The sequence below is a fragment of the Saccharopolyspora sp. SCSIO 74807 genome, assembly GCF_037023755.1.
Lineage (GTDB): Bacteria > Actinomycetota > Actinomycetes > Mycobacteriales > Pseudonocardiaceae > Saccharopolyspora_C > Saccharopolyspora_C galaxeae.
Genome location: NZ_CP146100.1, coordinates 2,520,849 through 2,545,871 on the forward strand (window position 1 = coordinate 2,520,849; position 25,023 = coordinate 2,545,871).

Here is a 25,023-nt window from a genome sequence, read left to right on the forward strand (position 1 = left end):
GACACCCAGGATTCGGCCGCGACCAAGCACGCCGTGGCCACCGGGCAGAACAGCGCAGGTCTGCTCGCGGCGCAGGCATCGCACGCCGCGGCGAAGCAGGAGAAGCCACGCGGGCTGTGGGGCGATGCCTGGCACGACCTGCTGCGGCGGCCGATGTTCCTGATCGCCTCGGCGATCATCCTGGTGCTGCTGGCCATGGTGGCCTTCCCGCAACTGTTCACCTCGGTCGATCCGAACCACTCGGACCTGCTGAAATCCCGCGAGGGACCGTCCGCGGAAGCCTGGTTCGGCTACGACCTGCAGGGCCGGGACATCTTCGCCCGCGCCGTGCACGGAGCCCGGGCCTCGATCACGGTCGGTCTGCTGGCGACCTTGGGCACGGTGCTGATCGGCTCGGTGGTCGGAATCCTGTCCGGGTACTACGGCGGCTGGGTGGACAACCTGCTGTCCCGGCTCTCGGAGATCTTCCTGGGACTGCCGTTCGTGCTCGGCGCGATCGTCATCCTGACCACCTTCAACTCGCCGGACGAGATTCCCAGCGGTACCCGGGTGATCATGCAGGTGGTCATCTCGATCGCGGTGCTGTCCTGGCCGATCGCGATGCGCATCATGCGGTCGGCGGCGATCTCGGCCAAGCAGCAGGACTACGTCAAGGCCGCGCGGGCGCTCGGAGCGAAGCCGTCGCGGGTCATCCTGCGGCACATGCTGCCGAACTGCCTGGCGCCGGTGCTGGTGTACGCCACGATCGCGCTGGGCGGGTTCATCGGAGCCGAGGCCACGCTGTCCTACCTGGGGCTCGGGCTGAAGTTCCCGGTCGTGTCCTGGGGCGTGATGATCTCCGACTCGCGCGAATTCATCCAGGCATCGCCGCACCTGCTGCTGTTCCCGGCAGGATTCCTGGTGATGACCGTGCTGGCGTTCGTGATGCTCGGCGATGCGGTCCGCGACGCCCTCGACCCGAAGCAGAAGTAGGAGGACCGCTGTGTCCGAAGTGGACGAAAAGGCGGGCGGGCGGCTGCTCGACGTCGAGGACCTGCACGTGGAGTTCCGCACCCGCGACGGCGTGGCGAAGGTGCTCAACGGCGTGAGCTACCACGTCGATCCGGGGGAGACCCTGGCGGTGCTGGGCGAATCCGGCTCCGGCAAGAGCGTCACGGCGCAGACCGTGATGGGCATCCTGGACACCCCGCCCGGGTTCGTCACCGGCGGGGCGATCCGCTACGCCGGTGAGGAGATGCTCACCGCCAGCGAAGATCGGCGGCGTCAACTGCGCGGCGACTCGATGGCGATGATCTTCCAAGACGCGCTTTCCGCGTTGAATCCCGTTTACACCGTGGGTTTTCAGATCTCCGAGCAGCTGCGCACGCGCCGCGGCATGTCCCGCAAGGACGCCACCGCCCGCGCGGTGGAGTTGCTGGACATGGTCAAGATCCCGAACGCCGCGCAGCGCGTGAAGGAGTTCCCGCACCAGTTCTCCGGCGGCATGCGGCAGCGGGCGATGATCGCGATGTCGCTGGCGCTGGACCCGGACCTGCTCATCGCGGACGAGCCGACGACGGCGCTGGACGTGACGGTGCAGGCGCAGATCATGGACCTGCTCGACGAGCTGCGCAGGGAGCGCGGCATGGGGCTGATCCTGATCACCCACGACCTCGGCGTGGTCGCCGAGGTCGCCGACCGGATCGTGGTGATGTACGCGGGCCGGATCGTGGAGTCCTCGGACGCCCTCGGCCTCTACCGGCAGCCGGGCCACCCCTACACCGAGGGCCTGATGCGGTCCATCCCGCGGCTGGACCTCAAAGGCCAAGACCTGGAGACGATCCGCGGCTTGCCGCCGAACCTGATGGACATCCCGGCGGGCTGCCCGTTCCACCCCCGCTGCACGCGGGCCGAGGACCTGTGCCGTCAGGAGTTGCCCGAGCACCACGACCTGGGGCTCGGCCGCACCAGCGCTTGCCACTTCGCGGAGGAGTTGATCAAGAGTGACTGAGCCGATCCTGCAGGTCCGCGACCTGGTCAAGCACTTCCCGATCAACCGGGGAGTGGTGTTCCAACGCACCGTCGGCCACGTGCGGGCCGTCGACGGGGTGTCGTTCGACCTGTACAAGGGCGAGACGCTGGGCATCGTCGGCGAGTCCGGCTGCGGCAAGTCCACCCTCGCCCAGGTGCTGATGCGGCTGGAGAAGCCGACCAGCGGCACGGCCACCTTCGAAGGCCGGGACATGTTCGGGATGAGCGGGGCGCAACTGCGCAAACTGCGCCGGGACATGCAGATCGTGCTGCAGGACCCGTACACCTCGCTGAACCCGCGGCGCACCGTCGGCGACATCGTCGGCGAACCGTTCGAGATCCACCCGGAGGTCGCGCCGAAAGGCGAGCGCAACCGCAAGGTGCAGGAGCTGCTGGACGTGGTGGGGCTCAACCCCGAGCACATCAACCGCTACCCGCACCAGTTCTCCGGCGGTCAGCGCCAGCGCATCGGCATCGCGCGGGCGCTGGCCCTGCGGCCGAAGGTGATCGTGTGCGACGAGCCGGTCTCCGCGCTGGACGTCTCGATCCAGGCGCAGGTGATGAACCTGCTCGGCGAGCTGCAGCAGGAGTTCGGGCTGTCCTACATCTTCATCGCGCACGACCTGGGCGTGGTGCGGCACCTGTCGGACCGGGTCGGGGTGATGTACCTGGGGCAGATGGTCGAGGTCGGCACCGAGGAGCAGATCTACGAGCACCCGCAGCACCCGTACACCCAGGCGCTGCTTTCGTCGGTGCCGGTCCCGGATCCGCAGCTGCGGGGCAAGCGGGAGGTCATCCGGCTCAGCGGGGACGTGCCGAGCCCGGCCGATCCGCCGTCGGGCTGCCGGTTCCGCACCCGGTGCTGGAAGGCGCAGGACATCTGCGCCGAACAGGCGCCGGAACTGAAGGTCCGGCTGGGCGAGCACCCCGCGGCCTGCCACTTCGCGGAGGAGCGGCCGCAGGTGCTCGCGTGAGCCGGGCGTGGGCGGGCCGCGCGGCCCGCCCACGGTCAGACCAGGTAGCCGACGCCGCCGTAGGCGTTGGCCAGCGCCGCCTCGTCCTCGTCGATCGTCCGGTCCGGCCGCCACAGCGGCGACAACGTCAGGCCCGGATCGGCCAGCCGGTACCCGTCGAACAGCGACTCGATGTCCACGCGGTTGCGCCACGCCACCGGGGTCGGGGTCCGGGCCATCACCTCGTGCGCGACCCGCACCTGCTCGTCGGTGGCCGAGACCTGCGAGATGTGCGAGATCGCCAGCCAGCTGCCCGCTGGGCTCGCGGCCCGGTAGCGGGCCACCAGCTGCCTGGCCTCGGCGTCGTCCGGCACGAACGGCAGGATGGCGATCGCCAGCACCGCCAGCGGGCGGCCGAAGTCCAGCATGTCCGCGACGCCGGGCGCGGCCAGCACGCTGTCCACGTCGCGCACGTCGGCCTGCGTGATCGTCACGTTCGGCTTGCCTTCGAGCATCCGCCTGGCGTGCGCCACCGCGACCGGTTCGTGGTCGACGTAGGCGACGCGAGCGCGCGGGTTCGACCAGTGCGCGATCTCGTGCACGTTGCCGACGGTGGGGATGCCCGAACCGAGGTCGAGGAACTGGTCGATGCCCTGCGCGAGCAGGAACCGCACCGCCCGCCCCAGGAAGGCCCGGTTCGCCTGCGCGTAGGTCGCCGACTGCGGCAGCACGCGCAGCGCGTCGTCGGCGGCATCCCGATCGACCGCGAAGTGCGCCGAACCGCCCAGGTAGTAGTCGTACATCCGCGCGGAGTTGGGCCGGTCGGTGTCCGGCACCTCCGGCAGCGTGGTGAACCGCTCTCGATCACTCTCGACCATGCTGTTGATGGTGCAACAACGGGCGGTCGATGACCATGGGTATTCGCGCCCGCCGCCCGCCCGCCGTGCGCTGGTGAACGGACCGCCGGTTCCACTCCGGTTGGCCGAACGGCCCGTTCACCCCTGGTCGAACTGCGGTCCCGCGTCCACTAGGGACGGTCGTTGCGGACGAATTCGGCGAGGTCGGCGGATTGCTGCACCCGCGACGGCTCGTGCACGTACATCATGTGGCCCGCGTCGTAGTAGCGGACCTCGATGTTCTCCCGCAGCTCTTCCGGAATCGGCAGCCGCGCGAGCACGTGCTCGGCCGCGAAGTACGGCGTGGCGCCATCGGTGTAGCCGGCACCGACGTGCACCCGCAGGTGCGGGTTGGCGCGCATCGCCGAACCCAGCCTGTCCACGACCGATACTGCGGCGCCCTCGAACTCCTTGTACGACCACGGCTGCACGCGGCTGGTGAGCAGCTCGTACGGCAGGTCGTTGACGTACTCCAGCTCTTCGCGCACGTAGTGGTTGATCGCCGCCGAGTAGGCACCGATGATGCCGGACACGCTCGGGTCGTCGGTGAACCGTTCGCCCGCCGCGTCGGCTTCCCACCCGAGGAAGCGCCCGTCCATTCGGCCGACCGTGCGGCGCTGGTCGCGCAGCAGCTCGGTGAAGAACCGCAGGTGCTCGATGCGCAGGTCGACGCGGTCCACGTAGTCCTCGGACAGGCCGGTGAGTTCCGCGGTGCGCCGCACGATGTCCGCGCGTTCGGCCGCGGACAGCCGCGCGCCCCGCGCCAGCGCCCACGCGTAGTCGCCGGAGGCGAACTTCTCCGCTTCGTCCAGCACTTCGCGAAGCGGGCGGTCGCCGTGCTTGCCGTGGTGGTGCGCGATGGCGGCGTAGGTCGGCAGGTACAGCCAGTACGGCAGATCGTTGCCTTCTGTGAACCGGATAGTGCCCATGTCCAGCACCGACGAGATCAGCAGCAGCCCGTTGAGGTACAGCCCGTGCCGGTCCTGCAGGTGCTCGGCGAGCGCCGCGGCGCGCAGCGTGCCGTAGGACTCACCGGCGAGGTACTTCGGCGACATCCACCGCCCGTTGCGCGAGGTCCACAACCGGATGATCTCGCCGACGGATTCGATGTCGGCCTTGTAGCCGTGGAAACCGCCGGGGTCGCCGCCTTCGACGGCGCGGGAGAAACCGGTGGAGACCGGGTCGATGAACACCAGGTCGCTGTGCGCCAGCAGCGTCTGCTCGTTGTCGGCCAGCCCGTACGGCGGGGCTGCGGGCGAGCCCGCATCGCCGGAGAGCACCCGGCGCGGTCCGAGCACCCCGAGGTGCAGCCACACGCTGGCCGATCCGGGCCCGCCGTTGAACGCGAACGTCACCGGGCGCGGTTCGGCGCTGTCGGCGACGTAGGAGGTCAGGAAGACCTCGGCCTTCGGCTTGTGCCCTTCGAACTTGCCGTCGGTGTAGACCTCTTCGCGCAGCACGATGCGGCCGGTGGTGGCCGTGTAGGGCAGCTCCGCGCCGTTGGCGGTGATCGTGTGGTGCGTGCTGACGAGGTCGTCGACCGGCTCGGCCGGGGTGTTCGCGGGGGCCTGTTCGGAGTCGCCGGGTTTCGTTTCGCTGGCTGCCATATCCGCACCCTACGTGCCGCGTACCGCAGCTCCGCGGTGTTTCTGCCACCGTGGGCTGGTGATCTCCGAACTGATCGAGCATCCCGTCGAAGACCCCGCCACCGCGGCCGCAGGCACCACCGCGATCGGCGAGCTGGACGAGCGGGTCGCCCGCTGCACGGCCTGCCCGCGGCTGGTCGAGTGGCGCGAACGGGTCGCGCGGGAGAAGCGGGCGGCGTTCCGCGACGAGACCTACTGGGGCCGTCCGGTTCCGGGTTTCGGACCGCCGGACGCGGCGATCTCGATCGTCGGTCTCGCCCCCGCCGCGCACGGCGCGAACCGCACCGGCCGGATGTTCACCGGTGACCGTTCCGGCGATGTGCTCTACCAGGCGATGTACGACGTCGGCCTCGCATCGCAGCCGCACGCCTACGGCCTCGGCGACGGTTTGACGTTGTACGGCACCAGAATCACGTCGCCGGTGCACTGCGCGCCGCCCGCGAACAAGCCCACCACCGGTGAGCGCGACACGTGCCGCAGCTGGCTTTCCCACGAGTTCGTGCTGCTGCGGAACACGCTGCGAGTCGTCGTGGTGCTGGGCGGTTTCGGCTGGCAGGCCCTGCTGCCGGTACTGCGCGACGCGGTGTGGCAGGTGCCCTCGCCGCAGCCGAAGTTCGGCCACGCCGCGCACGCCGAACTACCCGCCACCGACGGCGGAGCGGACCTGCACCTGCTCGGCTGCTACCACGTCAGCCAGCAGAACACCTTCACCGGCAAGCTCACTCCGGCGATGCTGCGGGAGGTCCTGGAGCAGGCGAAGGGCCTGGCAGGCCTTCGGTGAGGTCCGGCACCAGTGCATAACGCTTGTCGTTATCAAGGCCGGCTGGAGAAGGCGAATGGAGATCGATCCGGTCAGTGCAGCATCCGGATCAACCAGCAGTGGCGCATCTGCTTCGAGTGGACGTCGGCTGGACCGGAGAACGTCGAGATCGTGGACTACCACTGAAGGGAACGGGGATGTCTGATGAGTACGCCATGCCTTCCCTGCAAGTCTTGGCGCGCGGTGTAGCGCCGGTCGTGCTCGGCCGCACCCGCTCGGTAGTAGGCGATCTTGCTCCGCCAGGAGCGCGTCGTCGATTATGCTGAGGAGTGATGACGACGCCGCGCGAAGCGCTTGAGCGGCTCCACGCTGCAGTGGAGTCGGGTGAGATCGCGCAGTTGTGCAGCAGGTACGACCTGGATCTGCTCGTCGTGCATGGCAGCGTTGTGGAGGATGAGCCGACGCGGCCGCCGGCGGATCTGGACGTCGCGTGTCGGCATCGGCCGGGGAACATGTTGGACGTCATCGGGTTGATCGACGATCTGATGGACATGAGCGGCTTCGACGGAATCGATCTCCTCGACCTGAACACTGCCGGCGTGGTGGCCGCTGCCCGCGCGCTCGGTCCGCAGAGCCTGCTGTTGTACGAAGCGGAGCCGAGCTTGTTCACGCTCGCGCAGATGGCGGCGCTGACGACGGAGATGGAGACCAAGCACCTCCGCCTCCTCGATCTCAAGCTGATGGCCCGACGATGACCCGTAGGCAGGTGGACGTAGCGGTTGTCCGCAACAAGCTCGACGCGGTCGGCCGGGCGATCACGACGTTGCGAAGCATCGCCCCGCTGGACGCGAGCAGACTGCGGTCCGATCCTGTGACAGCGGCTGCCGTCGAGCGGCTGACCTGCCGCTTGGTGGATCTGGCCGCTGATATCAATACGCACATCAGCTCGGTTCCTCGGGCGTGCTCCCGAGAACTACCGCGACAGCTTTGATCTGATGGAGCAAGCGCAGGCCCTGACGGCCGCGATCGTCGCGAAGATCAAACCCTCGGTGGGCATGCGCAACGCGATCGTGCACGAATACATCCGGATCAACTACGACATCGTCGCGGCTGCCGTGCCGCTCGCGCTGGATACGTACTCGGAGTACCAGGCACAGGTCGCCGAGTTCGTCTACGACCAGGCGACCGCTTGATCCTGCAGTAGTGCGGTCGCATCAGCTGAGACTGGATCCGCCAGGCGCGCGTGGAGCTCGTCGTCCGTCATCCCCGGTGCCGTCGGCCTGAAACCGAGGTGGTGGGGCAGTCTTGGCGTCTTCCCCCGGAGTCGCCACGTGTCCGGTTCCGGCCTTCATCAGGTGCTGGAACTGCCCGAACTGGTCACCCAGCAGCGGTTCGGCGACCTCGTCGAGCTGCTCGGCGGCGTTGCGGGTCGCTTCCCGAATCGTCGACAAGATCGTCTTCTGGAGCACCACGTGCGACTGGCGAGCCGCTTGTGCGTCCAACTGAGGTCCAGCACTGCACCCGAGGATGCCGCGGTGACAGTTACCGAGCGATCCGCGCTGGTCGCCGTGCCGCGCACGTTCTCCACGGCGGATTGCAGCTCGTCGGCCTTCGCGGCCTGTTCTTGCACGTTGCGCATCAGCTGTTCCATGCGCTCGGAGATCTCGGACATCGATGATCTTCCCCCGTTCTTCTCGAATCACCGAGCGAGAGCGTCGACGATTTGCTTGGCGTGCCAGCTCCCGATGTTCGGCGGCCATGCGCTCAAGACGACCCACGAACCATCCGTGAAACGGATTTCCAACCGTGCTCGCGCCAAGAGCCGAGGACGGCGGCGAGCCATCGCGACCGCATCCCGAGACGCCGTCCACAGCACGCTCATCGGACCGCCTGACTCCCGTTGCCCCAGCAGCAGGAGACGTCGGTCGGAAACGGCCAGGTATGATTCCCGGACCTCTTTGGTGCTCTGTTGAACGGCGCGAGCGGCGGATCCACCCCGTCCTTCGCAGGTGCGGCCGCCGAACCACGATTCGGGGAAGTCCCTCGGACCCGCGGGGCCGGCGCCGAAGAGTGCGAACGGAGCGAGCAGTGCTCGGACCACTCCGCGCCGCGGGCGGCTTCTCCCCTCCGCGCGCTTGACGGCTGCACCCGCCCGGCCCGCGACCTCGCCGAGCTTGTCGTGCACCCGGTCGGCATCCGGTTCCGCGCCGCGAGACCCGCGGGTTACTCCGTAAGCCACCGTCGCCGGGCTCAATGCCAGCAGCGTTTCCTGGTTCTGCAGCGCTCGCTGAGCGGCGTCACCGTGGATCTTGAATGCGTTCAACAGCGGCATGGTCACTGACCTTGGTTCGGTTGCGGATTGATCTCGCCGGAACTGGATTGAGCGTACTTGTAGACGTCCTTGCCGATGTTCGCCCCGAGTCCGGCCGCGCCGCCCGGAACCGGCTCGCCGATCGCCTGCCCGAGCGGTATCCGGACCGGCGCCGTGTAGGCGGATTTCCCACCGCGCGCCAGGAGACCTTCGCGGCTGAACAGACTGGTCGACTTCTTCAGGTCCTTGAGTTCCTCGAAGCCCCGCTTGTAGGTGTCCAGGCCCCGCTTGAGCTGCTTCATCAGGTCATGCAGCCGGTCCATCAGCTTTGCCAGCTTTTCGACGATCTTCATGACCCGGGAGAACGCGCGCGCCGCGTTGGCAGCGGCCGCGGCTGCCCCCGCTGCCATCGACGCCCCTGCGCTGATCACGGCCAGAGCCAGGCTGATCAGCAGGTCCGCGATCAGGAACATGAGCAGGTCGACGAGGATGTCCAGGATCAGGTTCGCGGCTTCGGCGCACCCTTGGGCGGCCTGCACGAGCAGCTCGGAGGTGTCGTCGAGGTTCTTGGCGACTTCGTCGAGGGTCGTGCCGATCTGTTCGAGCTTGGCGCCGAAGGCGTCGGACGCCGCACCCTTCCAGTGCTGCCGGGTCTGCGCGCCGTCCGACCGCTGCTGCGAGGTGATCTCGCGGGTGCGCGAGGCGGCGTCGCGCCAAACTTCGGCCGCCCGCACCAGATCGTCCGGATCTCCGGAGACCATCTCGATGACCTCGATGAACGGATCCGCCAAGGGCCGCACGATTGATCGGACCTCGCCGGGAAGTCCGTTGAGCAGGCTCTCCGGCGGTGCAAACGCTTTCCGGCTCGTCGGCGACGGTGCGTGTCTGCCGCGAACAGGCCAGTCGCGATTGCAAGATCAGTAGGATCGTGCTGCGCGGGATATCCGCGAGGGGATGCCGGGAGGCGGTCGGTGGAAGTCTTCGCTGATCGACGCATCGAGATTCGCGCATTGCCGGAGTTGGGGGTGTGACGAACAGCAAATCTCCTCGGCGGTTCGCGGAATCCGTTTGAAATGTCCCGGGCGCCGGGCTCGTCCGGCACGCGGACCGCCGGTGATCGCCGGGCGGTAACCCCGTCGCGATTGTCCGAGTGCGCATCGAGTTCCTGTTCCGCAGCGTTGCTGAATCGTGTCGAGCAGCGGCGGAAAGTCGTCATAGCGGCGGTTCGGCCGAAGGTGCTGCGGTGAGTTGGCACGGCAGCCGCAAAAGTCGGTAGGGTGGCCGCACCGACACCCCTCGAGCAGTGTTGCGGCTCGCCTTTCGATGAGCACCGAGCGCATGCGCGCGCGCACGATCCGTGATGCGTGATCACCGCCACGCGCGACTGGCGTCACATTAAGGGGGTGTGCGAGCCATGTCGCGCTTCAGTGGTGCGACCATAGCGGCATGGCTGGTAAATCCGAACCCACCCGGATTCTCATCCTCGGCGGCGGCTATGTCGGCATGTACACGGCGCTGCAGCTTCAGTCGAAGCTCGGGCGCCGGGAAGCTTCCGTCACCGTGGTCGACCCTCAGCCGCACATGACCTACCAGCCCTTCCTGCCGGAAGCGGCCGCGGGCTCGGTCGAGCCTCGCCACGTGGTAGCGCCACTGCGACGAGTCCTGAAGCGGTGCCACGTGATCACCGCAGGCGTCACCGAGATCAACCACGCCGACAAGGCCGTGACGATCGAGAACCCGCAGACCGGTGCCGAAACGCTGCACTACGACCAGCTGGTCGTCGCGCTCGGCTCGGTGCCCCGGCTGTTGCCCATCCCCGGCCTGGCCGAGCAGGGCATCAGCCTGAAAACCGTCGGCGAAGCCATCTACCTGCGCAACCACGTGCTGGCGAAGATGGACGCCGCGGCCAACACCTCCGACGAGGAGATGCGTTCCCGGCTGCTGACGTTCACGTTCGTCGGCGGCGGGTTCGCGGGCGCGGAAGCGCTCGCCGAGCTGGAGGACATGGCCCGGTACGCGACGCGCTACTACGAGAACATCTCGCGCGACGACATGCGGTGGATCCTCGTCGAAGCCGCAGGCCGGGTGATGCCCGAGGTCAGCGAGAAGATGGGCGTCTACGTCGTCAAGGCGCTGGAAGAGCGCGGCATCCAGGTCTACCTGAACACCTTCCTGAAGACCGTCGAGAACGGGCACGCGGTGCTGTCCGACGGCACCGAGTTCGACACCGACACGCTGGTGTGGAACGCGGGTGTGAAGGCGAACCCGGTGCTGAAGGACTCCGACCTGCCGCTGGACGAACGGGGTCGGGTCAAGGCGACCGCGCACCTGCAGGCGGAAGGACTGCCGGACGTGTGGGTCGCCGGTGACTGCTCGGCGGTGCCGGACCTGTCCAAGACCGACGACGACCCGTCCGCGACCTGCGCGCCGTCCGCGCAGCACGCGGTGCGCCAGGCCGATCAGCTCGGCAAGAACCTGCTGGCCAGCCTGCGCGGCAAGCGGACGAAGGAGTACCACCACAAGTACGCCGGTTCGGTCGCCGGGCTGGGGCTGTACAAGGGTGTGGCCGACGTCTACGGCTTCAAGGCCAAGGGGTTCGTCGCGTGGTTCATGCACCGCACGTACCACGTGAGCCGGATGCCCACGTTCAACCGCAAGCTGCGGATCATCGTGGACTGGACGCTGGCGTTCCTGTTCCGCAGGGAGGCCGTGTCGATGGGCCAGATCCAGGACCCGAAGGCCGATTTCGAGCGCGCCGCGGCGAGCTAAGTTACCGGCGAGTGTTCGCTGGGTAGCGGCATTGGCGCTCTCGTGATGGGACTGCTCCGCGCAGGCGATCAGGTGACCCGCTACTCTTGACATTGAGTAGCGGGGAACCGAAAACTGTACGGGCATCGTCACCTGAAAGGATGCCGCGGTCCCGGAAGGGGTTGAAACCTTTGACGCTCCAGGAGCTTGCCGCTCTGCTGCGCAGCGGAGAGGTCCAGGACGGTCCGCTGGCCGACTTCGCGGCCGAATACCGCGCCGCGTCCGAGGTGTTCCGCAAGAAGGACGACTGAGTCCGGATGCCCGCCGCGCGGGCGCCGGGCGCACTCGCTGATTCGCGGTATCGCAGGAGGCTGGGGTTGATGAGCGAGGGGGCGGACGATCTCGCGCGCCCCTTTCCGCCCGCGCACGACTTCCGGCCGGGCCCGTTGCTGCTGCAGGGCCAGGACTACTTCTTCCGCTCCGACGACGCGAGCCTCGACTTCCAGGAGCGGATGCACCGCGCCGACCTCGTCGACGAGGGCGACGGCGACCCCACCCCGTGCGTGCTGGTGCTGGCGCGCGCGGCGGACATGGAGATGAACGAGCTGTCGCTGGCGCTGGCCGAACGGGACATCCGGATGGTGCGGATCGACGCGGACCGGTGCCTGGAGGTCGCGCTCACCGTCTACACCGACAACCCGCTGATCGAGTTCGAGCGCTGGCTGCTGCGCCCGATCCTGGTGTGGCGCAGGCACTTCGACATCACCGCGCTGCCGGTCGACCCGACCACCGTGCACGGCGCCTACGTCCGCGAGCAGTGGCGCGCGGTGTCCGGCTGGTTGTCCGGGCGCACCGACTGGGAGCAGATCAACCCGGTGCGCTCCAGCTCGCACCTGGACCGGCTGACGCAGCTGCGGGACGCGGCGGCGTTCGGCTTGCGGGTGCCGCGGACGACCGTGACGACGCTGCCCGGCCGCAACCGGCCCGGCGGGGACAACTGCATCGTCAAAACCGCCGGGCATCACCTGCTGGAGCCGGAACCCGGTGCGTTGCGCGGGCTTTTCCCGCGACCGCTGGACATCCGCCGCTCCACCGAGGGGCGCGAACCCGCGCCGGTGCTGGTCCAGCAGTACCTCGAGGCGGACCACGAGATCCGCGCGTTCGTCGTCGGCGAGCGGGTGATCGCCTACCGGGTGGACAAGCTCGATCCCGCGCAGCTGTGGGTCGATCCGGATTCCGTGGTGGTGGAGCGGGTCGAGCTGCCCAGCGATCTGATCACCAAGCTGCTGGCGCTGTGCCGCTACTGGCGGCTGGACGTGGCCGCGGTCGACTTGCTCGCGGTGCGCGGTGAGCACGTGTTCCTGGAGGTCAACGTCAACTGCGACTGGCGCTGGTTCGAGCACCGGGCGCAGGACGGGTCGGTCTCCGCGGCGGTGCACTCGTGGGTCGCCGAGCGGTTCGAGCACCTCTCCGCCGCGGCACCGTTACCGGGGTGGAGCCGGTGAGCCCACCCGCCCGTCGCGCGTTGATCGTGCAGCCACCGGTTGCTCTGCACGGCGGTTTTCGATCAGCCGGAACCGCGGGCACGCTCGATGCGTCCCACCCGGCGGCCCCGCCGTTCACCTGACGGCAGCGCGCGGCCGAGCCCCCGTAGCCCAATTGGCAGAGGCAGACGACTTAAACTCGTCCGAGTGTCGGTTCGACCCCGACCGGGGGCACCCTCCCTGTCCCGCAGGCGCGCGGAATTCGCATCGTTCCCGCTGCGCAGCGGGGATCACCAAGGCGCCGGACGCCGGATTCCGCTCAGCGGGGCCAGATCCGGGTAGGGGTGGCGGCGCACTGGACGTCGAAGATCACTTCCTCGTCCTCGTCGGTTTTGGTGGAGCAGATGAGCACGTCGATCGACTCGGTGTCTCCGGGCACGGTGTATCTCGCGACGCCGATGCCCGTGTCCCCGTCGATCGGCTCCGCGCTTCCCTCGCCCCCGCCGTTGTGGAAGGACCGGTGCGTGACCGAACCGCCGGGTTGCCGGGCATCGACGTAGAGCCGGGTGCCGAGGTAGTTCGCGACGTTGTCGAAGACGTCCCCGGACACTTCCAGCTCGCCGTCCGTGGTGCGGGTGATGGTGCCTTCGGCGTAGGCGCCGTCGACGTTCTCACTGGTCGACCAGCCGGCCGCCGGGCCGCGCTGGACCAGCAGCGCGATGGCCCCGATGATCAACCCGAGCAGGAACGCACCGAGCGGGCGCATCGTGCGGCGTGCGGACGCGGCCCGTCGCCCCGGGCTGCGGGTGAGGATGACGGCGGCGAACAGCCCGGTGGCCGGCACGGGCAGGATGCGGGTGACCAGCAGGCCGAAGCCGTCGGCCGGGATGTTCACGAACAGGTAGCCGACGAGGACCAGCGGCAGCACCGTCGCGGCGCGCAAGATCGAGCGCTTCGGCGTCTTCGGCACCGACTCCGGCCGGGCCGGGACTTGCCGGTGGTCGGTGAGCGCCTCGGCGACCATGCCCAGCACGACGATGGCGCCCATCAGCACCAGGCCGACGAGTCGCCAGCCGTGCGAACCGGCGGCATCTGAATAGATCAGCAGCAGCGTGGCCAGCAGCAATGTCGCACTCAGCGGAATCAGGGCCTGCTCCCGCGGGCGCGCGGCCGGTTCCTCGTGGAGGGCGATGACCGGATCCTCGTCCGGCAGCGGGATGCGGGGCTGGCTCGCGGCTTTGACCCTGCGGAACTGTCGGATGGACAACAGCAACGACGCGATGCCGATGAACGCCGAAACGACCGACGCAATCTTGTCCCAGGCGTCGAGCAGGTCTGACATTCGATCAAGTTTGGCGGATCGATCACGCGGTGTGATCCGCCGTAAGCCTGGTGATTAGATGCCGATCGCGGGGCTCGGCCGCGCGGAACCGATCCGTTTCCGACCAACGCCACGGTGCGGGTGCGATCCGCGTAGTCTCGTGATCGCCGGAAGTCGGCGCGCGTGCCCGCTCGGGGCGGACCGGCGCCGGGCGCCCGGCGAGGCCACGTGGTGTGGCGTGCCGCTGACGAAACCCCCAGTCACGTCAGCGGCACACCGCCCGCCAGCCGGCTGCTGCCCGGAGTCACCGCGGAGGAATGTGCGCCTGGCTCCTCCCGGCGCAGCCCGTGTGCGAAAGCATGGCAGTCATCGGCGCCCGGTTGGGTCTGCCCGGCACCGGTGAACGCGGAAATGCCTGCGCAACATGGCGCATCGGATTTTCCGGTCCGGATCCGGACCGGAGGAGGACGGAGATGACGGACCGGCGGACGGGTTCTTCGGCATCGGGTGCGGGATCGCGAGCGCTGTTCGCGGAACGGTTCGCGCTGCTTTACGTAACCGCCGGTGATCCGCCGTTGAAGCGGGTCGCCGAAGCCGTCGAACGCACCCGCAAGCTGGACGAGCGGGGCCGCCCGATCCGCGCGATGGCGCAGCGGATCAGCGACTGGCGCCGCGGCCGCAACGTGCCCGCCCGGTTCGCCGCATTGTCGGTCGTGCTGGAGATCCTGATCGGCGAAGCCCGCAAGCAGCGGGCGCAGCCGCCGGTGGCGGGCCTCTACGACGTGCAGGCGTGGCGGCGGCTCTGGGAAGAGGCGCTGGCCACCCCCACCTCGTCCGAGCCGTCCGCGGACCAGCCGCCCGCGGACGAGGCACCGAGCTCCGCCGAGCCGCCCGCGGAAGACTCCGGGCTGTGCCCGTACCGCGGGCTGGCCGCCTTCCAGGAGGCCGACTCCGCGTGGTTCTTCGGCCGCGAGCGCAGCACCGGAACGCTGGTCGACCGGCTCGGGATGGCCGCCGAGGAAGGCGGCATCACCATGCTCGTCGGCGCCTCCGGGGCGGGGAAGTCGTCGTTGCTGCGCGCCGGGCTGATCCCGGCGATCGCCGCGGGCGCGCTGCCGGAGCAGGGCTCGGCGTCCTGGCCGGTGCGCACCGTGACACCGGGCGACGATCCGCTGAAAGTGCTGATCAGCCTGGTTCCGGAGCTGGGTGCGCTGCTGGGGGAAGTCGAGCAGGTGCCGGCGGGCGCCGACGAGGAGTTCCGCTTCGCCGAGGCGGTCCGCGACGCCGTGTCCGGACACCTGCGCGCCCAGCAGGGCGACGAGGCGCGGCTCGTGCTGGTCGTGGACCAGTTCGAGGAAACCTTCACGATGTGCCCGGACGACGCCACCCGAGCGTTGTTCGTGCAGGCCCTGCACGCCATGTGCACCACCGGGAACGCGCCGGGCCTGGTGGTGCTCGGACTGCGCGCGGACTTCTACGGGCGGTGCCTGGACTTCCCGGAGCTGGCCGAGGCGCTGCAGAACCGGCAGATGGTGCTCAGCGCGATGACGCTGGCCGAGTTGCGCAAAGCGATCACCGGTCCGGCCAAGGCCACCGGGCTGCAGATCGAGTCCGGCCTGGTGGACGTGCTGCTGCGGGACCTGGGGGCGGGCATCGGCCGTTCCTACGGCAAGCCGGGGCAGCGGGCCTACGACGCGGGTGCGCTGCCGCTGCTTTCGCACGCGCTGCTGGTGACCTGGCAGCGCAGGCAGAGCGGCCGGCTCACGATCGCCGGCTACCGCGCGGCGGGCGGCATCCAGACCGCGGTGGCGGGCAGCGCCGAACGCGCCTGGGCCGAGCTGGACGAAAGCGGGCAGACCGCCGCTCGGCAAGTGCTGCTGCGGCTGGTGCACGTCGGCGACGACACCCAGGACACCCGCCGGCGCGCCACCCGCCAGGAGATCATCGACCGCGCCGAGCACCGCGAGGCCGCGCGGCGCGCGCTGGACGTGCTGGCTTCGGCGCGGCTGGTGACGTTGGAGTCCGAAGCCGTCGAGATCAGCCACGAGGCGCTGCTGTACGCCTGGCCGCGGTTACGCGGGTGGATCGACCAGGACCGCGCGGGCAACCTCGCGCGGCAACGGCTGGAACGGGACGCCGAAGCCTGGTACGCGGAGAACCAGGACCCCTCGCTGCTCTACCGCGGCGCGCGGCTGAAGACCGCGCGGAGCTGGGCGCAGCAGGAGCCGGGCGCGGAGCTGAGCACGGCAGGCCGCGAGTTCCTCGAAGCCTCGCTGCGGCACCGCCGCCGGGCCGGCTGGTCCCGCCGCACGGGTGTCGCCGCGGTGTGCCTGTTCGCGGTGATCGCCGCCGTCGCCGGGATGCTGGCGGTGCAGCAACGCTACGACGCCCGGTTCCGCCAGGTGCTCGCGCAGGCCGACCAGGTGCAGGCCACCGATCCGTCCGCGGCGGCCCGGCTGAACCTGCTGGCCAAGCGGATGCGCCCGGACGATCCCGACGTGCACACCAGGCTGCTGTCCACCCAGAGCACCCCGCTGGCCACCCCGATGACCGGCCACCACGGCGCCGTGTACCTGACCACGTTCAGCCCGGACGGGAAAACCTTGGTCACCGCCGGCTACGACCGCACCGTGCGGTTGTGGGACGTGTCCGATCGAGGTGCGCCGAAACCGCTCGGGCCGCCGCTGACCGGGTTCGGCAGCTGGGCGACCTCGGCGGTGTTCAGCCCCGACGGCCGGACGCTGGCCGCCGCGGCCGACGACGGCCTGGTGCGGCTCTACGACGTTGCCGACCCGGCGCACCCGCGTCCGCTGGGCCCGCCCATCACCGGCGGCGACGGCACGGTCTACCTGCTCACGTTCAGCCCGGACGGGCGCACGTTGGCGACCGCGAACGAGAACTCGACGGCGCGGCTGTGGAACGTCTCCGACCCGGCGCGCCCGGCCGAGCTCGGTGAGCCGCTGCGCGGGCACACCGCGCGGGTCCGGACGCTGGACTTCAGCCCGGACGGGCGCACGCTGGCCACCGGTGGCGACGACTCGACCGTGCGGCTGTGGAACGTCGCGGACCCGGCCCGCGCGTCTCCGGTCGGCCCGGTGCTGCGCGGGCACGCCGGAGGGTTGCACTCGGTGGCGTTCAGCCCGGACGGCAGCAAGCTGGCCTCCGGCAGCGTGGACAAGACGATCCGGCTCTGGGACACCCGGGACCCGGCCGGGGCGGGATCGCTCGGGCCGGTGCTGACCGGGCACGCGGCCCCGGTGTGGTCGGTGAAGTTCAGCCCGGACGGCAACAAGCTCGCCTCCAGCAGCGAGGACAGCACGGCCCGGCTGTGGAACATCAGCGATCCGCGCAACCCCGCCCAGCTCGGGCAGAACCTCGCCGCAGGCAGCAGCACCGTCTACGCGGTCGGGTTCAGCCCGGACGGGCGCACGCTGGCCACCGGCAGCGACGACGGCGTCGTCCGGTTGTGGTCGCTGCCCGAGCGCGTCCTGTCCGGGCACGCCGCGGCGGTCAACTCGGCGGAGTTCAGCCCGGACGGGCGGACCATGGTCAACGCGGCCGAAGACCGCACGCTGCAGGTGTGGGACACCACCGACCCGCTGCACCCGCGGCAGCTGCGGCCGCCGCTGCAGGTGCACGACGGTCAGCCCAGCTCGGTGTACCTGGATTTCAGCCCGGACGGCCGGACGCTGGCCACCGGCGGCGGTGACGGCCAGGTCCGGTTGTGGGACTTCAGCGACCCGGCGCGTCCGAAGCCGTTGGGCGCGCCGCTGGCCGTGGACACCCGCTACGTCGGCGACGTCGCGTTCAGCCCGGACGGCACCGTCCTCGCCGCAGGCGACACCGACACCACCGTGCAGCTGTGGGACGTGCGGGATCCGCTGCACCCGAAGCGGCTCGGCACGCCGCTGTCCGGGCACACCGGTTTCCTGAACCTGATCGCCTACAGCCCGGACGGGCGCACCTTGGCGACCGCGGGCGACGACGGCACGCTGCGGCTGTGGGACGTGCACGACCCGGCGCGCGCACACCTGCTCGGGCCGCCGCTGACCGCGCACGGCTCGGCGGTGAAAGCCGTGGCGTTCAGCCCGGACGGCAAGACGATGGTCAGCGCGGGCAGCGACAAGGTCGCCCGGCTCTGGGACATCACCGACCCGGCGGCACCGAAACCCGTGGGCGGGCCGTTGGCCGGGCACTCCCAGTCGGTGATCTCGGTGGCGTTCAGCCCGGACGGGCGCACGTTGGCGACCGGCAGCGTGGACCGCTCCGTGCGGCTGTGGGACGTGTCGGACCGGGACGAGCCGCGGGCCATCGGGCAGAGCCTGTCCGAGCACGGGGCCGCGGTGAACGCGGTCGGGTTCAGCCCGGACGGGAACGTGCTGGTCTCCACCAGCGAGGACAACACCGTGCGGCTGTGGGACCTCGACGTGGAACACGCGATCCGGCGCATCTGCGAGTCGACAAGCGGGGTGCTGCCGAAGCCGCAGTGGGAGCGGACCATCCCGCAGGTCGCCTACCGGGACGTGTGCTCGTCCTGACCGCGGCCGTCAGCCGCGGGACAGCTCGCGGGCCCGGGTCGCGATAGCGGTGAGTTCCTGCGGGAGTTCCTGCGCGTCGAACCGGCGGCGGACCACGGCCCGGTTCGCGGCCCGCACTTCGGCACCGCCGGTCAGCAGCTCGGCGATGCGCCGCACCTCGTCCGGGCCGGGCACGATCAACCCCGCGGCGCGGATCTCGCGCAGCACCGGGTACGGCCCGGCGGCCACGAGCCGACCGGCCGCGGCGGCCTCGACGACGGGCAGGCCCCAGCCTTCCCAGGTCGATGGCAGCACGACCAGGTCCGCGGCGGCGTAGAGATCGGCCTGTTCGGCCACGCGCCCGCGCACCAGCCCGGGTGCGCGGGCGAGCGCTTCGGCGACCTCGCCGCCTGCGGGCTCGTCGTCGGTGAGCCAGTAGCGCACCGGAGCGCCCAGTTCCTCCTCCAGATCCAGCGCGAGCCGTACCGCGCCGGGGATGTTCTTGTTCGCGCTCTCCACCCGCGCCGGGTGCGCGATCAGCGTCTCCGCAGGCCGGACGCCGAACCGGTCGCGGGTCCCGGCGCGATCTCCGCTGCTCAGCGCGTCGACGTGCACCCGGTTGTGCAACACGCGCAGCGCGTCCGCGCGGGCCAGCTCGGGCCAGCGCCCGGCGAACTCCCGCGCGGTGTGCTCGTTGATCAGCACGTGCAGGTGCGCGGGGTGGTGCAGCGGCACGGTGTCCCCTTCGACCCGGCGCAGCGCGGGCCCTTGCCATGCCGGATCGTGGTGGCGCAGCACGGTCGGGATGCCTGCTTCCAGGGCGTGCCGCTGCCAGGCCGCGGAAGCGTCCGGCGCGCTCCACAGCGAACCGGCGTTGTCCAGCACCAGCAGGTCGTGCCCGCGGCACAGCTCGCGGATCGTGCCGTGGTCGACGGCGGGCGGTGCACCACCGGGCCGGTCCGCCCACATTCCCCGGACCAGCACGTCACCGGGTTCGTCGGCGGCGAAATGGCCCGCCGCACGGGTCACCGTCGCGCCGAGCGAGCGGAACCCGCTCACCCACTTGGCGGCCTCCACGCTGACCCCGTCGAACCCGCCCAACCGGTGCGACACCAGGCACACCCGCATCGCCACCTCCTTCCCGCGGCCGCATCCTGCCAGTTCGCCGTGATCGAACCGTTTCGGCGCGAACGCCGTTGCGGTCCTGCGGCGTTGCGTAAGGTCCGCGCCATGCGTCTTCTGAGATCTTTGGGCAGCTTGCGCGCGGTGATCACCGCTTTGGTGGCGATCACCGCGGTGCAGATCGGGCTGATCGCGTTCGGCAACATCACCGACTACGGGACCAACGCGGAATTCGTGCAGCACGTGTTCGCGATGGACACCACGTTCCAAACCGACGGCACGATGTGGCGGGCGATCACCACGCCGGGGCTGGCCCAGGCCGGCTACCTCGCGGTGATCGTGTGGGAGGTGCTGACCGCGGTCGTGCTCGTGGCCGCGTTCGTCTTCTGGGTGCGCCCCGGTTCGCAGGGCATCGACACCGCGCGGAGGCTGGCCAGCCTCGGTTGGCTGCTGGAACTGCTGCTGTTCGGCGGCGGTTTCATCACCATCGGCGGCGAGTGGTTCCAGATGTGGCAGTCGGACAAGTGGAACGGTTTGCAGCCGGCGTTGCAGAACCTGGTCATCGCCGGGATCGGGCTCGTTCTGGTGCACCTTCCGATGCGGGAGTCCGCCGAGCGGTGAAGGTGTTGGGGCGTTCGCTGATTGGTGGGGAAATCCGCGAGCGCCACCAGCCCCGAGCCGACTGGGAAGTGTTTTGCCGGTGTTCCGGCCGAGTCCGCGGGAACCCGCAAGCGGCTGGCGCCGCTCGTGAAACCGCCCGTAGCATTCGGCCGCGTGCGAGTCCTCTTCTCCAGCCTGGCCAGCTACGGCCACACCTATCCGATGGTCCCGTTGGCCCGCGCCGCGCTCGCGCAGGGCCACGAAGTCGTTTTCACGACCGGTGCGCAATTCCTGCCCGCGCTGCGCGAGCTCGGATTGGGCACTGCTGCGGTCGGCATGTCAATCCCGGAGGGGTACGCCGCGGCGGGCGCGGGCGAGCGCCGTCCGGAACCGGGCAGCGAGGCGTGGAAGAAGCTCATGACGCAGGTCTTCGCGGGCGAGTTGCCCCGGCGGTTCGCTGTCGACCTCCAGCCGGTGCTGGCGGCGACCGAACCGGACCTGGTGGTGCACGAAGCGGGCAACCACGGTGCCGGAATCGCCGCGGCGCGCGCCGGTATTCCGGGCGTCTGCCACGGATTCGGACTGGTCGCACCGGACGATTTCGGCGATTTCGGACCGACGTTGCGCGCGGTCGCCGCGGAATTCGGCGTGGAACTGCCCGCAGGCGAGTTGCGCGCGCTCGGCAACCCGTTCCTGGACGTCGCCCCGAAATCGTTGCAGGAATCCGAATTGGCCGTCCAGCGGATTCCGCTGCGCCCGGTGCCGTTCGCCGAGCCCGGCGAGCTGCCGCCGGTCGGCGGGACGCGGCCGCTGATCTACCTGACCCTCGGCACCGCGTTCGGCGATGCGGAAGTGCTCGGCCGAGCGGTCAGCGGGCTCGCCGAGCTGGACGCCGACGTGCTGGTCGCCGCCGGGCCGACGGTCGAACCGGCGGCGCTGGGCGAGCTGCCCGCCAACGTCTCGGTGCACAGCTGGCTGCCGCAGGCCGAGTTGCTCGGCCGGGTCGACCTGATCGTGCACCACGGCGGCAGCGGCACCATGCTCGCCGCCGCGGCAGCGGGGTTGCCGCAGCTGCTCCTGCCGCGGGGCGCGGACCAGTTCCGCAACGCCGCTGCCGTGGCGGAACTCGGTGCCGGCACGGAACTGCTGGGAGCCGACGTCACCACCGCGAACGTGCGGGACGCCGCGGAAGCCCTGCTGGGCGGCGCGCAGCACCGGCGCGTCGCGCGCGAACTCGCCGCCGAGATCGCCGCGATGCCGTCCCCGGAGTCCGTTGCCGAGCGGCTCCCCGAGTTCGCCCGGTGAGGGTCCGCCCGGTGCGGGACGGCCGCACATCACCCCCAGCAGATGTGCGGCCGCACCCGTTCGGACCGCGCACGTGCCGGAAACTCATCGCGCGGGTGTGACTTCGCGCTTGTCCGCGGGCGACTCCGCGAGCAGCGCGGCGGGCAGCCCGAACGTCTCGAACAGCCCCGGATCGCCGAACGCGACCACGTGCCGCACCCGGCCGCCCGCCAGCGTGAGGACCTGGAGCTGGAACGGCTCGAACTCCCCGCGCGGACCACGCATGTAGACCCCGAACGCGGGCTGCCCGTTCGCGGCGGTGCCCACCAGGCGCATGTCCCCGGGGCCCGCGGGGCAGCGCTGCGCGATCAGTTCGCCGATCGTGGCCGGACCCGTGTACCAGCCGGTGAACGGCGGCATCTCCCACACCGCGTCGGAGGTGAACAGCGCGACGATCGCCGAGACGTCCTTCGCCTCGAACGCCGCGACCCACTCCTGCAGCATCGCCCGCTGGCGCGGTTCGAGCGGTTCGATCACGTCGTCCTGCGCGGGCACTGCCTGTTCGAGCTGCGCCCGGGCGCGTTGCAGGCTGCTGTTGACCGCCGCCGTCGTCGTGCCGAGCAGGTCGGCGACCTCCGCGGCCCGCCACTTCAGCACCTCCCGGAGCAGCAGCACCGCCCGCTGCTTCGGTTGCAGGTGTTGCAGCGCCGCGACGAACGCCAGCCGGGTGCTCTCCCGCTCGGCCACGATCGCGGCGGGGTCTGCGCGCTCGGGCAGCATCGCGTCCGGCACCGGCTCCAACCACGGCACTTCGCGCTGTTCGTCCAGCGCGTCCTGCGGCGCCGAGTCGGGCGCGCCGAGCCCGGTCGGCAGCGGCCGCTTGCCCCGGTTCTCCAGCGCGGTCAGGCACACCGTGGTCGCGATCCGGTGCAGCCAGGTGCGCAGCGAGCTGCGGCCTTCGAACCGGTCGTAGGCCCGCCAGGCCCGCAGGTAGGTCTCCTGCACCAGGTCTTCGGCGTCGTGCACCGAGCCGAGCATCCGGTAGCAGTGCGCCAGCAGCTCCCGCCGGAACGGGTTCGCCTGCTGCAGGAATTCGTCGTCCACGAGGCTGTTGGTCATGGTCATGGCGGTCCGCCTCCTGCCAGGGCCGGCTCGTGGCCGGCCGCCTTCCCGCGTGTGTCGCCACGGTAAGTCGCCGCACCGACAATCCCTCCCCGGCGACGAAACGTCGGCGCTCCCAAAATCCGGCTTCGGCCGTTGCGGGTGCAGAGCCGAACGGCCGTGATTCGCACCGCCGGGGCGTGCCCGGGCAGGGGCGAGCCCAGCCGGTAAGCAAGCCGACTCGCCGATGCATGATGTCCGGCTTCGGGTGGTTCCCGGCTTCGTAGAATCCCCGGGTGACTTCCGCGCAGAGCAGCCTCAGCGACCCTGCCGAGTACGGCGACTCCGACTCCGCCGCGCTCGGAGTGCTGCGCCGCGTCTTCGGCTACGACTCGTTCCGCGGGCAGCAGCAGCAGATCGTCGAGCACGTCGGCGCCGGTGGGGACGCGCTGGTGCTGATGCCGACCGGGGGCGGGAAGTCGCTGTGCTACCAGGTTCCTGCGCTGGTGCGGGCCGGGACCGGGGTGGTCGTCTCACCGCTGATCGCGTTGATGCAGGACCAGGTCGACGCGCTCACCGAGCTCGGGGTCCGCGCCGGTTTCCTCAATTCGACCCAGGACCCGGACCAGCGGCGCGCGGTGGAGGCCGCGTTCCGCAACGGGGAGCTGGATCTGCTCTACCTCGCGCCGGAACGGCTGCGCCTGGATTCGACCGTCTCGCTGCTGGACGACGGCAAGGTGTCGCTGTTCGCGATCGACGAGGCGCACTGCGTCGCGCAGTGGGGCCACGACTTCCGGCCGGACTACCTGGCGCTGTCGATGCTGCACGAGCGCTGGCCGGACGTACCGCGCATCGCGCTGACCGCCACGGCCACCGAGGCGACCCGCGGCGAGATCGCGACCAGGCTGCAGCTGGAGCAGGCGGGCCGGTTCGTGGCCAGCTTCGACCGCCCGAACATCCAGTACCGGATCGTGCCCAAGAACGACCCGAAGAAGCAGTTGCTGGAGCTGCTGCGCACCGAGCACGCAGGCGACGCGGGCATCGTCTACTGCCTGTCCCGCTCGTCGGTGGAGAAGACGGCGGAGTTCCTCTCGCAGCACGGGATTCCGGCGGTGCCGTACCACGCGGGCCTGGACGCGAGCACCCGTGCGGCGCACCAGTCCCGGTTCCTGCGCGAGGACGGGCTCGTGGTGGTGGCCACGATCGCGTTCGGCATGGGCATCGACAAGCCCGACGTGCGCTTCGTCGCGCACCTCGACCTGCCGAAGTCGGTGGAGGGTTACTACCAGGAGACCGGCCGCGCCGGGCGGGACGGCGCGCCGTCGACGGCGTGGCTGGCCTACGGGCTGCAGGACGTGGTGCAGCAGCGCAAGATGATCAACAACTCCGAGGGCGACGAGGCGCATCGCCGCAGGCAGGCCACGCACCTGGACGCGATGCTCGCGCTGTGCGAGACGGTGGAGTGCCGCCGGGTGCAGCTGCTGGCCTACTTCGGCCAGCCCGGGCAGCCGTGCGGGAACTGCGACACCTGCCTGCATCCGCCGGAGTCCTGGGACGGCACGGTCGCCGCGCAGAAGCTGCTCTCGGCGGTGTACCGGTTGCTGCACGAGCGGCGGCAGAAGTTCGGCGCGGGCCACGTGATCGACGTCCTGCTCGGCAAGTCGAACGCGAAGATCCAGCAGCACGGCCACGACCAGCTCACCGTCTTCGGCGTCGGCACCGACCTGCGCGACGACGATTGGCGCGGCGTGGTGCGCCAGTTGCTCGCGCAGGGCCTGCTGGCGGTGGAGGGCGATTACGGGACTCTGGTGCTGACCGAGACCAGCGGTGAAGTGCTGCGCCGCGAACGTTCCGTGCGGCTGCGCCGGGAGCCGGAAAAGCCCGCCAAGGCCGCGAAACCGGCCAAGTCGGGCCGTGCCGAGGCGGTCGAACTCCCCGCCGAGGCCGCCCCGGTCTTCGAGCGCCTGCGCGCGTGGCGCGCGGCCACCGCCAAGGAGCAGGGCGTGCCCGCCTACGTCATCTTCCACGACGCCACGCTGCGCCAGATCGCCGCGCGAGCACCCGCGAGCTTGGACGAGCTGGGCACGATCAGCGGCATCGGCCAGAACAAGCTGAGCAAGTACGGCGAAGCGGTTCTCACGGCGCTGGCCGAGGAGTGAGCGGCCCGCCACGAAGTGCGCCGGTGCCCCGGGATCCGGAGCGCACCGCCTTCGAGCGCGGTCGCCGCCGGGTTACTCTCCGTGCCGAGTTCACGCCCCTTACTCGTTCGG

21 protein-coding genes, 1 tRNA gene and 1 pseudogene are annotated in these 25,023 nt (G+C 70.3%); 14 read left to right on the plus strand and 9 right to left on the minus strand.

From position 1 onward, the window contains the following. Positions 1 to 33 precede the first annotated feature (33 nt). The 3 genes from V1457_RS11565 to V1457_RS11575 are packed head-to-tail and all read left to right on the plus strand — an operon-like array spanning position 34 to position 2,984. Positions 34 to 972 (plus strand): ABC transporter permease, encoded by a 939-nt coding sequence (locus V1457_RS11565; protein WP_374220923.1) that lies wholly within the window; start codon positions 34 to 36, stop codon positions 970 to 972. Between the two features lie 19 nt (positions 973 to 991). Next, on the plus strand, positions 992 to 1,990 hold the full coding sequence (locus V1457_RS11570; RefSeq protein ID WP_295146404.1) for an ABC transporter ATP-binding protein: 999 nt from the start codon (positions 992 to 994) through the stop codon (positions 1,988 to 1,990). Continuing rightward, on the plus strand, positions 1,983 to 2,984 hold the full coding sequence (locus V1457_RS11575) for an ABC transporter ATP-binding protein (RefSeq protein ID WP_200069276.1): 1,002 nt from the start codon (positions 1,983 to 1,985) through the stop codon (positions 2,982 to 2,984). The genes V1457_RS11570 and V1457_RS11575 overlap by 8 nt, the downstream gene beginning before the upstream one ends. A 35-nt stretch (positions 2,985 to 3,019) precedes the next feature. Here V1457_RS11575 and V1457_RS11580 read toward each other — a convergent pair whose 3' ends face one another. Next, positions 3,020 to 3,841, minus strand: a complete 822-nt coding sequence (locus tag V1457_RS11580) for an SAM-dependent methyltransferase (protein ID WP_200069277.1) — start codon at positions 3,839 to 3,841, stop codon at positions 3,020 to 3,022. A 149-nt stretch (positions 3,842 to 3,990) separates the two neighbouring features. After that, positions 3,991 to 5,466 carry a S10 family peptidase gene (locus V1457_RS11585; protein WP_200069278.1) on the minus strand — a complete coding sequence of 492 codons (1,476 nt, stop codon included), beginning with the start codon at positions 5,464 to 5,466 and terminating at the stop codon, positions 3,991 to 3,993. Between the two features lie 124 nt (positions 5,467 to 5,590). Here V1457_RS11585 and V1457_RS11590 point away from each other — a divergent pair, with 124 nt between their 5' ends. From V1457_RS11590 to V1457_RS11605, 4 genes are all read left to right on the plus strand, one after another. Next, positions 5,591 to 6,286, plus strand: coding sequence for a uracil-DNA glycosylase (locus V1457_RS11590; protein ID WP_407074783.1), 696 nt, complete (start codon positions 5,591 to 5,593; stop codon positions 6,284 to 6,286). A gap of 12 nt (positions 6,287 to 6,298) precedes the next feature. Then, positions 6,299 to 6,451 (plus strand): type II toxin-antitoxin system RelE/ParE family toxin, encoded by a 153-nt coding sequence (locus tag V1457_RS11595; RefSeq protein ID WP_338603373.1) that lies wholly within the window; start codon positions 6,299 to 6,301, stop codon positions 6,449 to 6,451. Positions 6,452 to 6,597: 146 nt separating this feature from the next. Further along, the gene (locus tag V1457_RS11600) at positions 6,598 to 7,020 is read left to right on the plus strand and encodes a hypothetical protein (RefSeq protein ID WP_338603376.1); all 423 of its coding nucleotides are present in this window, start codon (positions 6,598 to 6,600) and stop codon (positions 7,018 to 7,020) included. A 177-nt stretch (positions 7,021 to 7,197) separates the two neighbouring features. Beyond that, positions 7,198 to 7,458 (plus strand): HepT-like ribonuclease domain-containing protein, encoded by a 261-nt coding sequence (locus V1457_RS11605; protein WP_338604949.1) that lies wholly within the window; start codon positions 7,198 to 7,200, stop codon positions 7,456 to 7,458. Positions 7,459 to 7,479: 21 nt separating this feature from the next. Here the strand turns inward: V1457_RS11605 and V1457_RS11610 are convergent, their stop codons facing one another. The 4 genes and pseudogenes from V1457_RS11610 to V1457_RS11620 all read right to left on the minus strand — a co-directional run bounded on the left by V1457_RS11610 (position 7,480) and on the right by V1457_RS11620 (position 9,367). Then, positions 7,480 to 7,767 (minus strand): hypothetical protein, encoded by a 288-nt coding sequence (locus V1457_RS11610; RefSeq protein WP_338603379.1) that lies wholly within the window; start codon positions 7,765 to 7,767, stop codon positions 7,480 to 7,482. Between the two features lie 59 nt (positions 7,768 to 7,826). Continuing rightward, a pseudogene (locus tag V1457_RS30595) lies at positions 7,827 to 7,937 on the minus strand (hypothetical protein); the annotation flags it as partial. A gap of 27 nt (positions 7,938 to 7,964) precedes the next feature. After that, positions 7,965 to 8,597 carry a hypothetical protein gene (locus V1457_RS11615; protein WP_338603382.1) on the minus strand — a complete coding sequence of 211 codons (633 nt, stop codon included), beginning with the start codon at positions 8,595 to 8,597 and terminating at the stop codon, positions 7,965 to 7,967. Between the two features lie 2 nt (positions 8,598 to 8,599). Beyond that, the gene (locus V1457_RS11620; protein WP_338603385.1) at positions 8,600 to 9,367 is read right to left on the minus strand and encodes a WXG100 family type VII secretion target; all 768 of its coding nucleotides are present in this window, start codon (positions 9,365 to 9,367) and stop codon (positions 8,600 to 8,602) included. 655 nt (positions 9,368 to 10,022) lie between these two features. Between V1457_RS11620 and V1457_RS11625 the strand changes: the two genes are divergently transcribed. The 3 genes from V1457_RS11625 to V1457_RS11635 all read left to right on the plus strand — a co-directional run bounded on the left by V1457_RS11625 (position 10,023) and on the right by V1457_RS11635 (position 13,042). Next, on the plus strand, positions 10,023 to 11,345 hold the full coding sequence (locus V1457_RS11625) for an NAD(P)/FAD-dependent oxidoreductase (RefSeq protein ID WP_200069282.1): 1,323 nt from the start codon (positions 10,023 to 10,025) through the stop codon (positions 11,343 to 11,345). Positions 11,346 to 11,704: 359 nt separating this feature from the next. Further along, positions 11,705 to 12,829 carry a RimK family alpha-L-glutamate ligase gene (locus V1457_RS11630; protein WP_200069283.1) on the plus strand — a complete coding sequence of 375 codons (1,125 nt, stop codon included), beginning with the start codon at positions 11,705 to 11,707 and terminating at the stop codon, positions 12,827 to 12,829. A 139-nt stretch (positions 12,830 to 12,968) separates the two neighbouring features. Continuing rightward, positions 12,969 to 13,042: transfer RNA gene (locus tag V1457_RS11635), tRNA-Leu, on the plus strand. An 85-nt stretch (positions 13,043 to 13,127) separates the two neighbouring features. Here the strand turns inward: V1457_RS11635 and V1457_RS11640 are convergent. Then, positions 13,128 to 14,150: a hypothetical protein gene (locus tag V1457_RS11640; protein ID WP_338603389.1), complete on the minus strand. Its 1,023-nt coding sequence runs from the start codon at positions 14,148 to 14,150 to the stop codon at positions 13,128 to 13,130. A gap of 452 nt (positions 14,151 to 14,602) precedes the next feature. On the opposite strand from V1457_RS11640, the gene V1457_RS11645 reads away from it, so the two are divergent. Continuing rightward, complete coding sequence (locus tag V1457_RS11645; RefSeq protein WP_338603392.1) at positions 14,603 to 18,667, plus strand: AAA family ATPase; 4,065 nt, start codon at positions 14,603 to 14,605, stop codon at positions 18,665 to 18,667. A gap of 9 nt (positions 18,668 to 18,676) precedes the next feature. On the opposite strand, the gene V1457_RS11650 is transcribed toward V1457_RS11645, so the two are convergent. After that, on the minus strand, positions 18,677 to 19,774 hold the full coding sequence (locus tag V1457_RS11650) for a glycosyltransferase (RefSeq protein WP_338603396.1): 1,098 nt from the start codon (positions 19,772 to 19,774) through the stop codon (positions 18,677 to 18,679). 102 nt (positions 19,775 to 19,876) lie between these two features. Here V1457_RS11650 and V1457_RS11655 point away from each other — a divergent pair, with 102 nt between their 5' ends. Next, complete coding sequence (locus V1457_RS11655) at positions 19,877 to 20,389, plus strand: DUF2165 domain-containing protein (protein WP_295147848.1); 513 nt, start codon at positions 19,877 to 19,879, stop codon at positions 20,387 to 20,389. A gap of 153 nt (positions 20,390 to 20,542) precedes the next feature. Further along, positions 20,543 to 21,673 (plus strand): nucleotide disphospho-sugar-binding domain-containing protein, encoded by a 1,131-nt coding sequence (locus V1457_RS11660; protein ID WP_338603401.1) that lies wholly within the window; start codon positions 20,543 to 20,545, stop codon positions 21,671 to 21,673. Between the two features lie 84 nt (positions 21,674 to 21,757). Here V1457_RS11660 and V1457_RS11665 read toward each other — a convergent pair whose 3' ends face one another. Further along, the gene (locus tag V1457_RS11665; protein WP_407074784.1) at positions 21,758 to 22,771 is read right to left on the minus strand and encodes a sigma-70 family RNA polymerase sigma factor; all 1,014 of its coding nucleotides are present in this window, start codon (positions 22,769 to 22,771) and stop codon (positions 21,758 to 21,760) included. A gap of 278 nt (positions 22,772 to 23,049) precedes the next feature. Here V1457_RS11665 and recQ point away from each other — a divergent pair, with 278 nt between their 5' ends. Further along, the gene (gene recQ / locus V1457_RS11670; RefSeq protein ID WP_338603407.1) at positions 23,050 to 24,912 is read left to right on the plus strand and encodes a DNA helicase RecQ; all 1,863 of its coding nucleotides are present in this window, start codon (positions 23,050 to 23,052) and stop codon (positions 24,910 to 24,912) included. Positions 24,913 to 25,023: the final 111 nt, after the last annotated feature.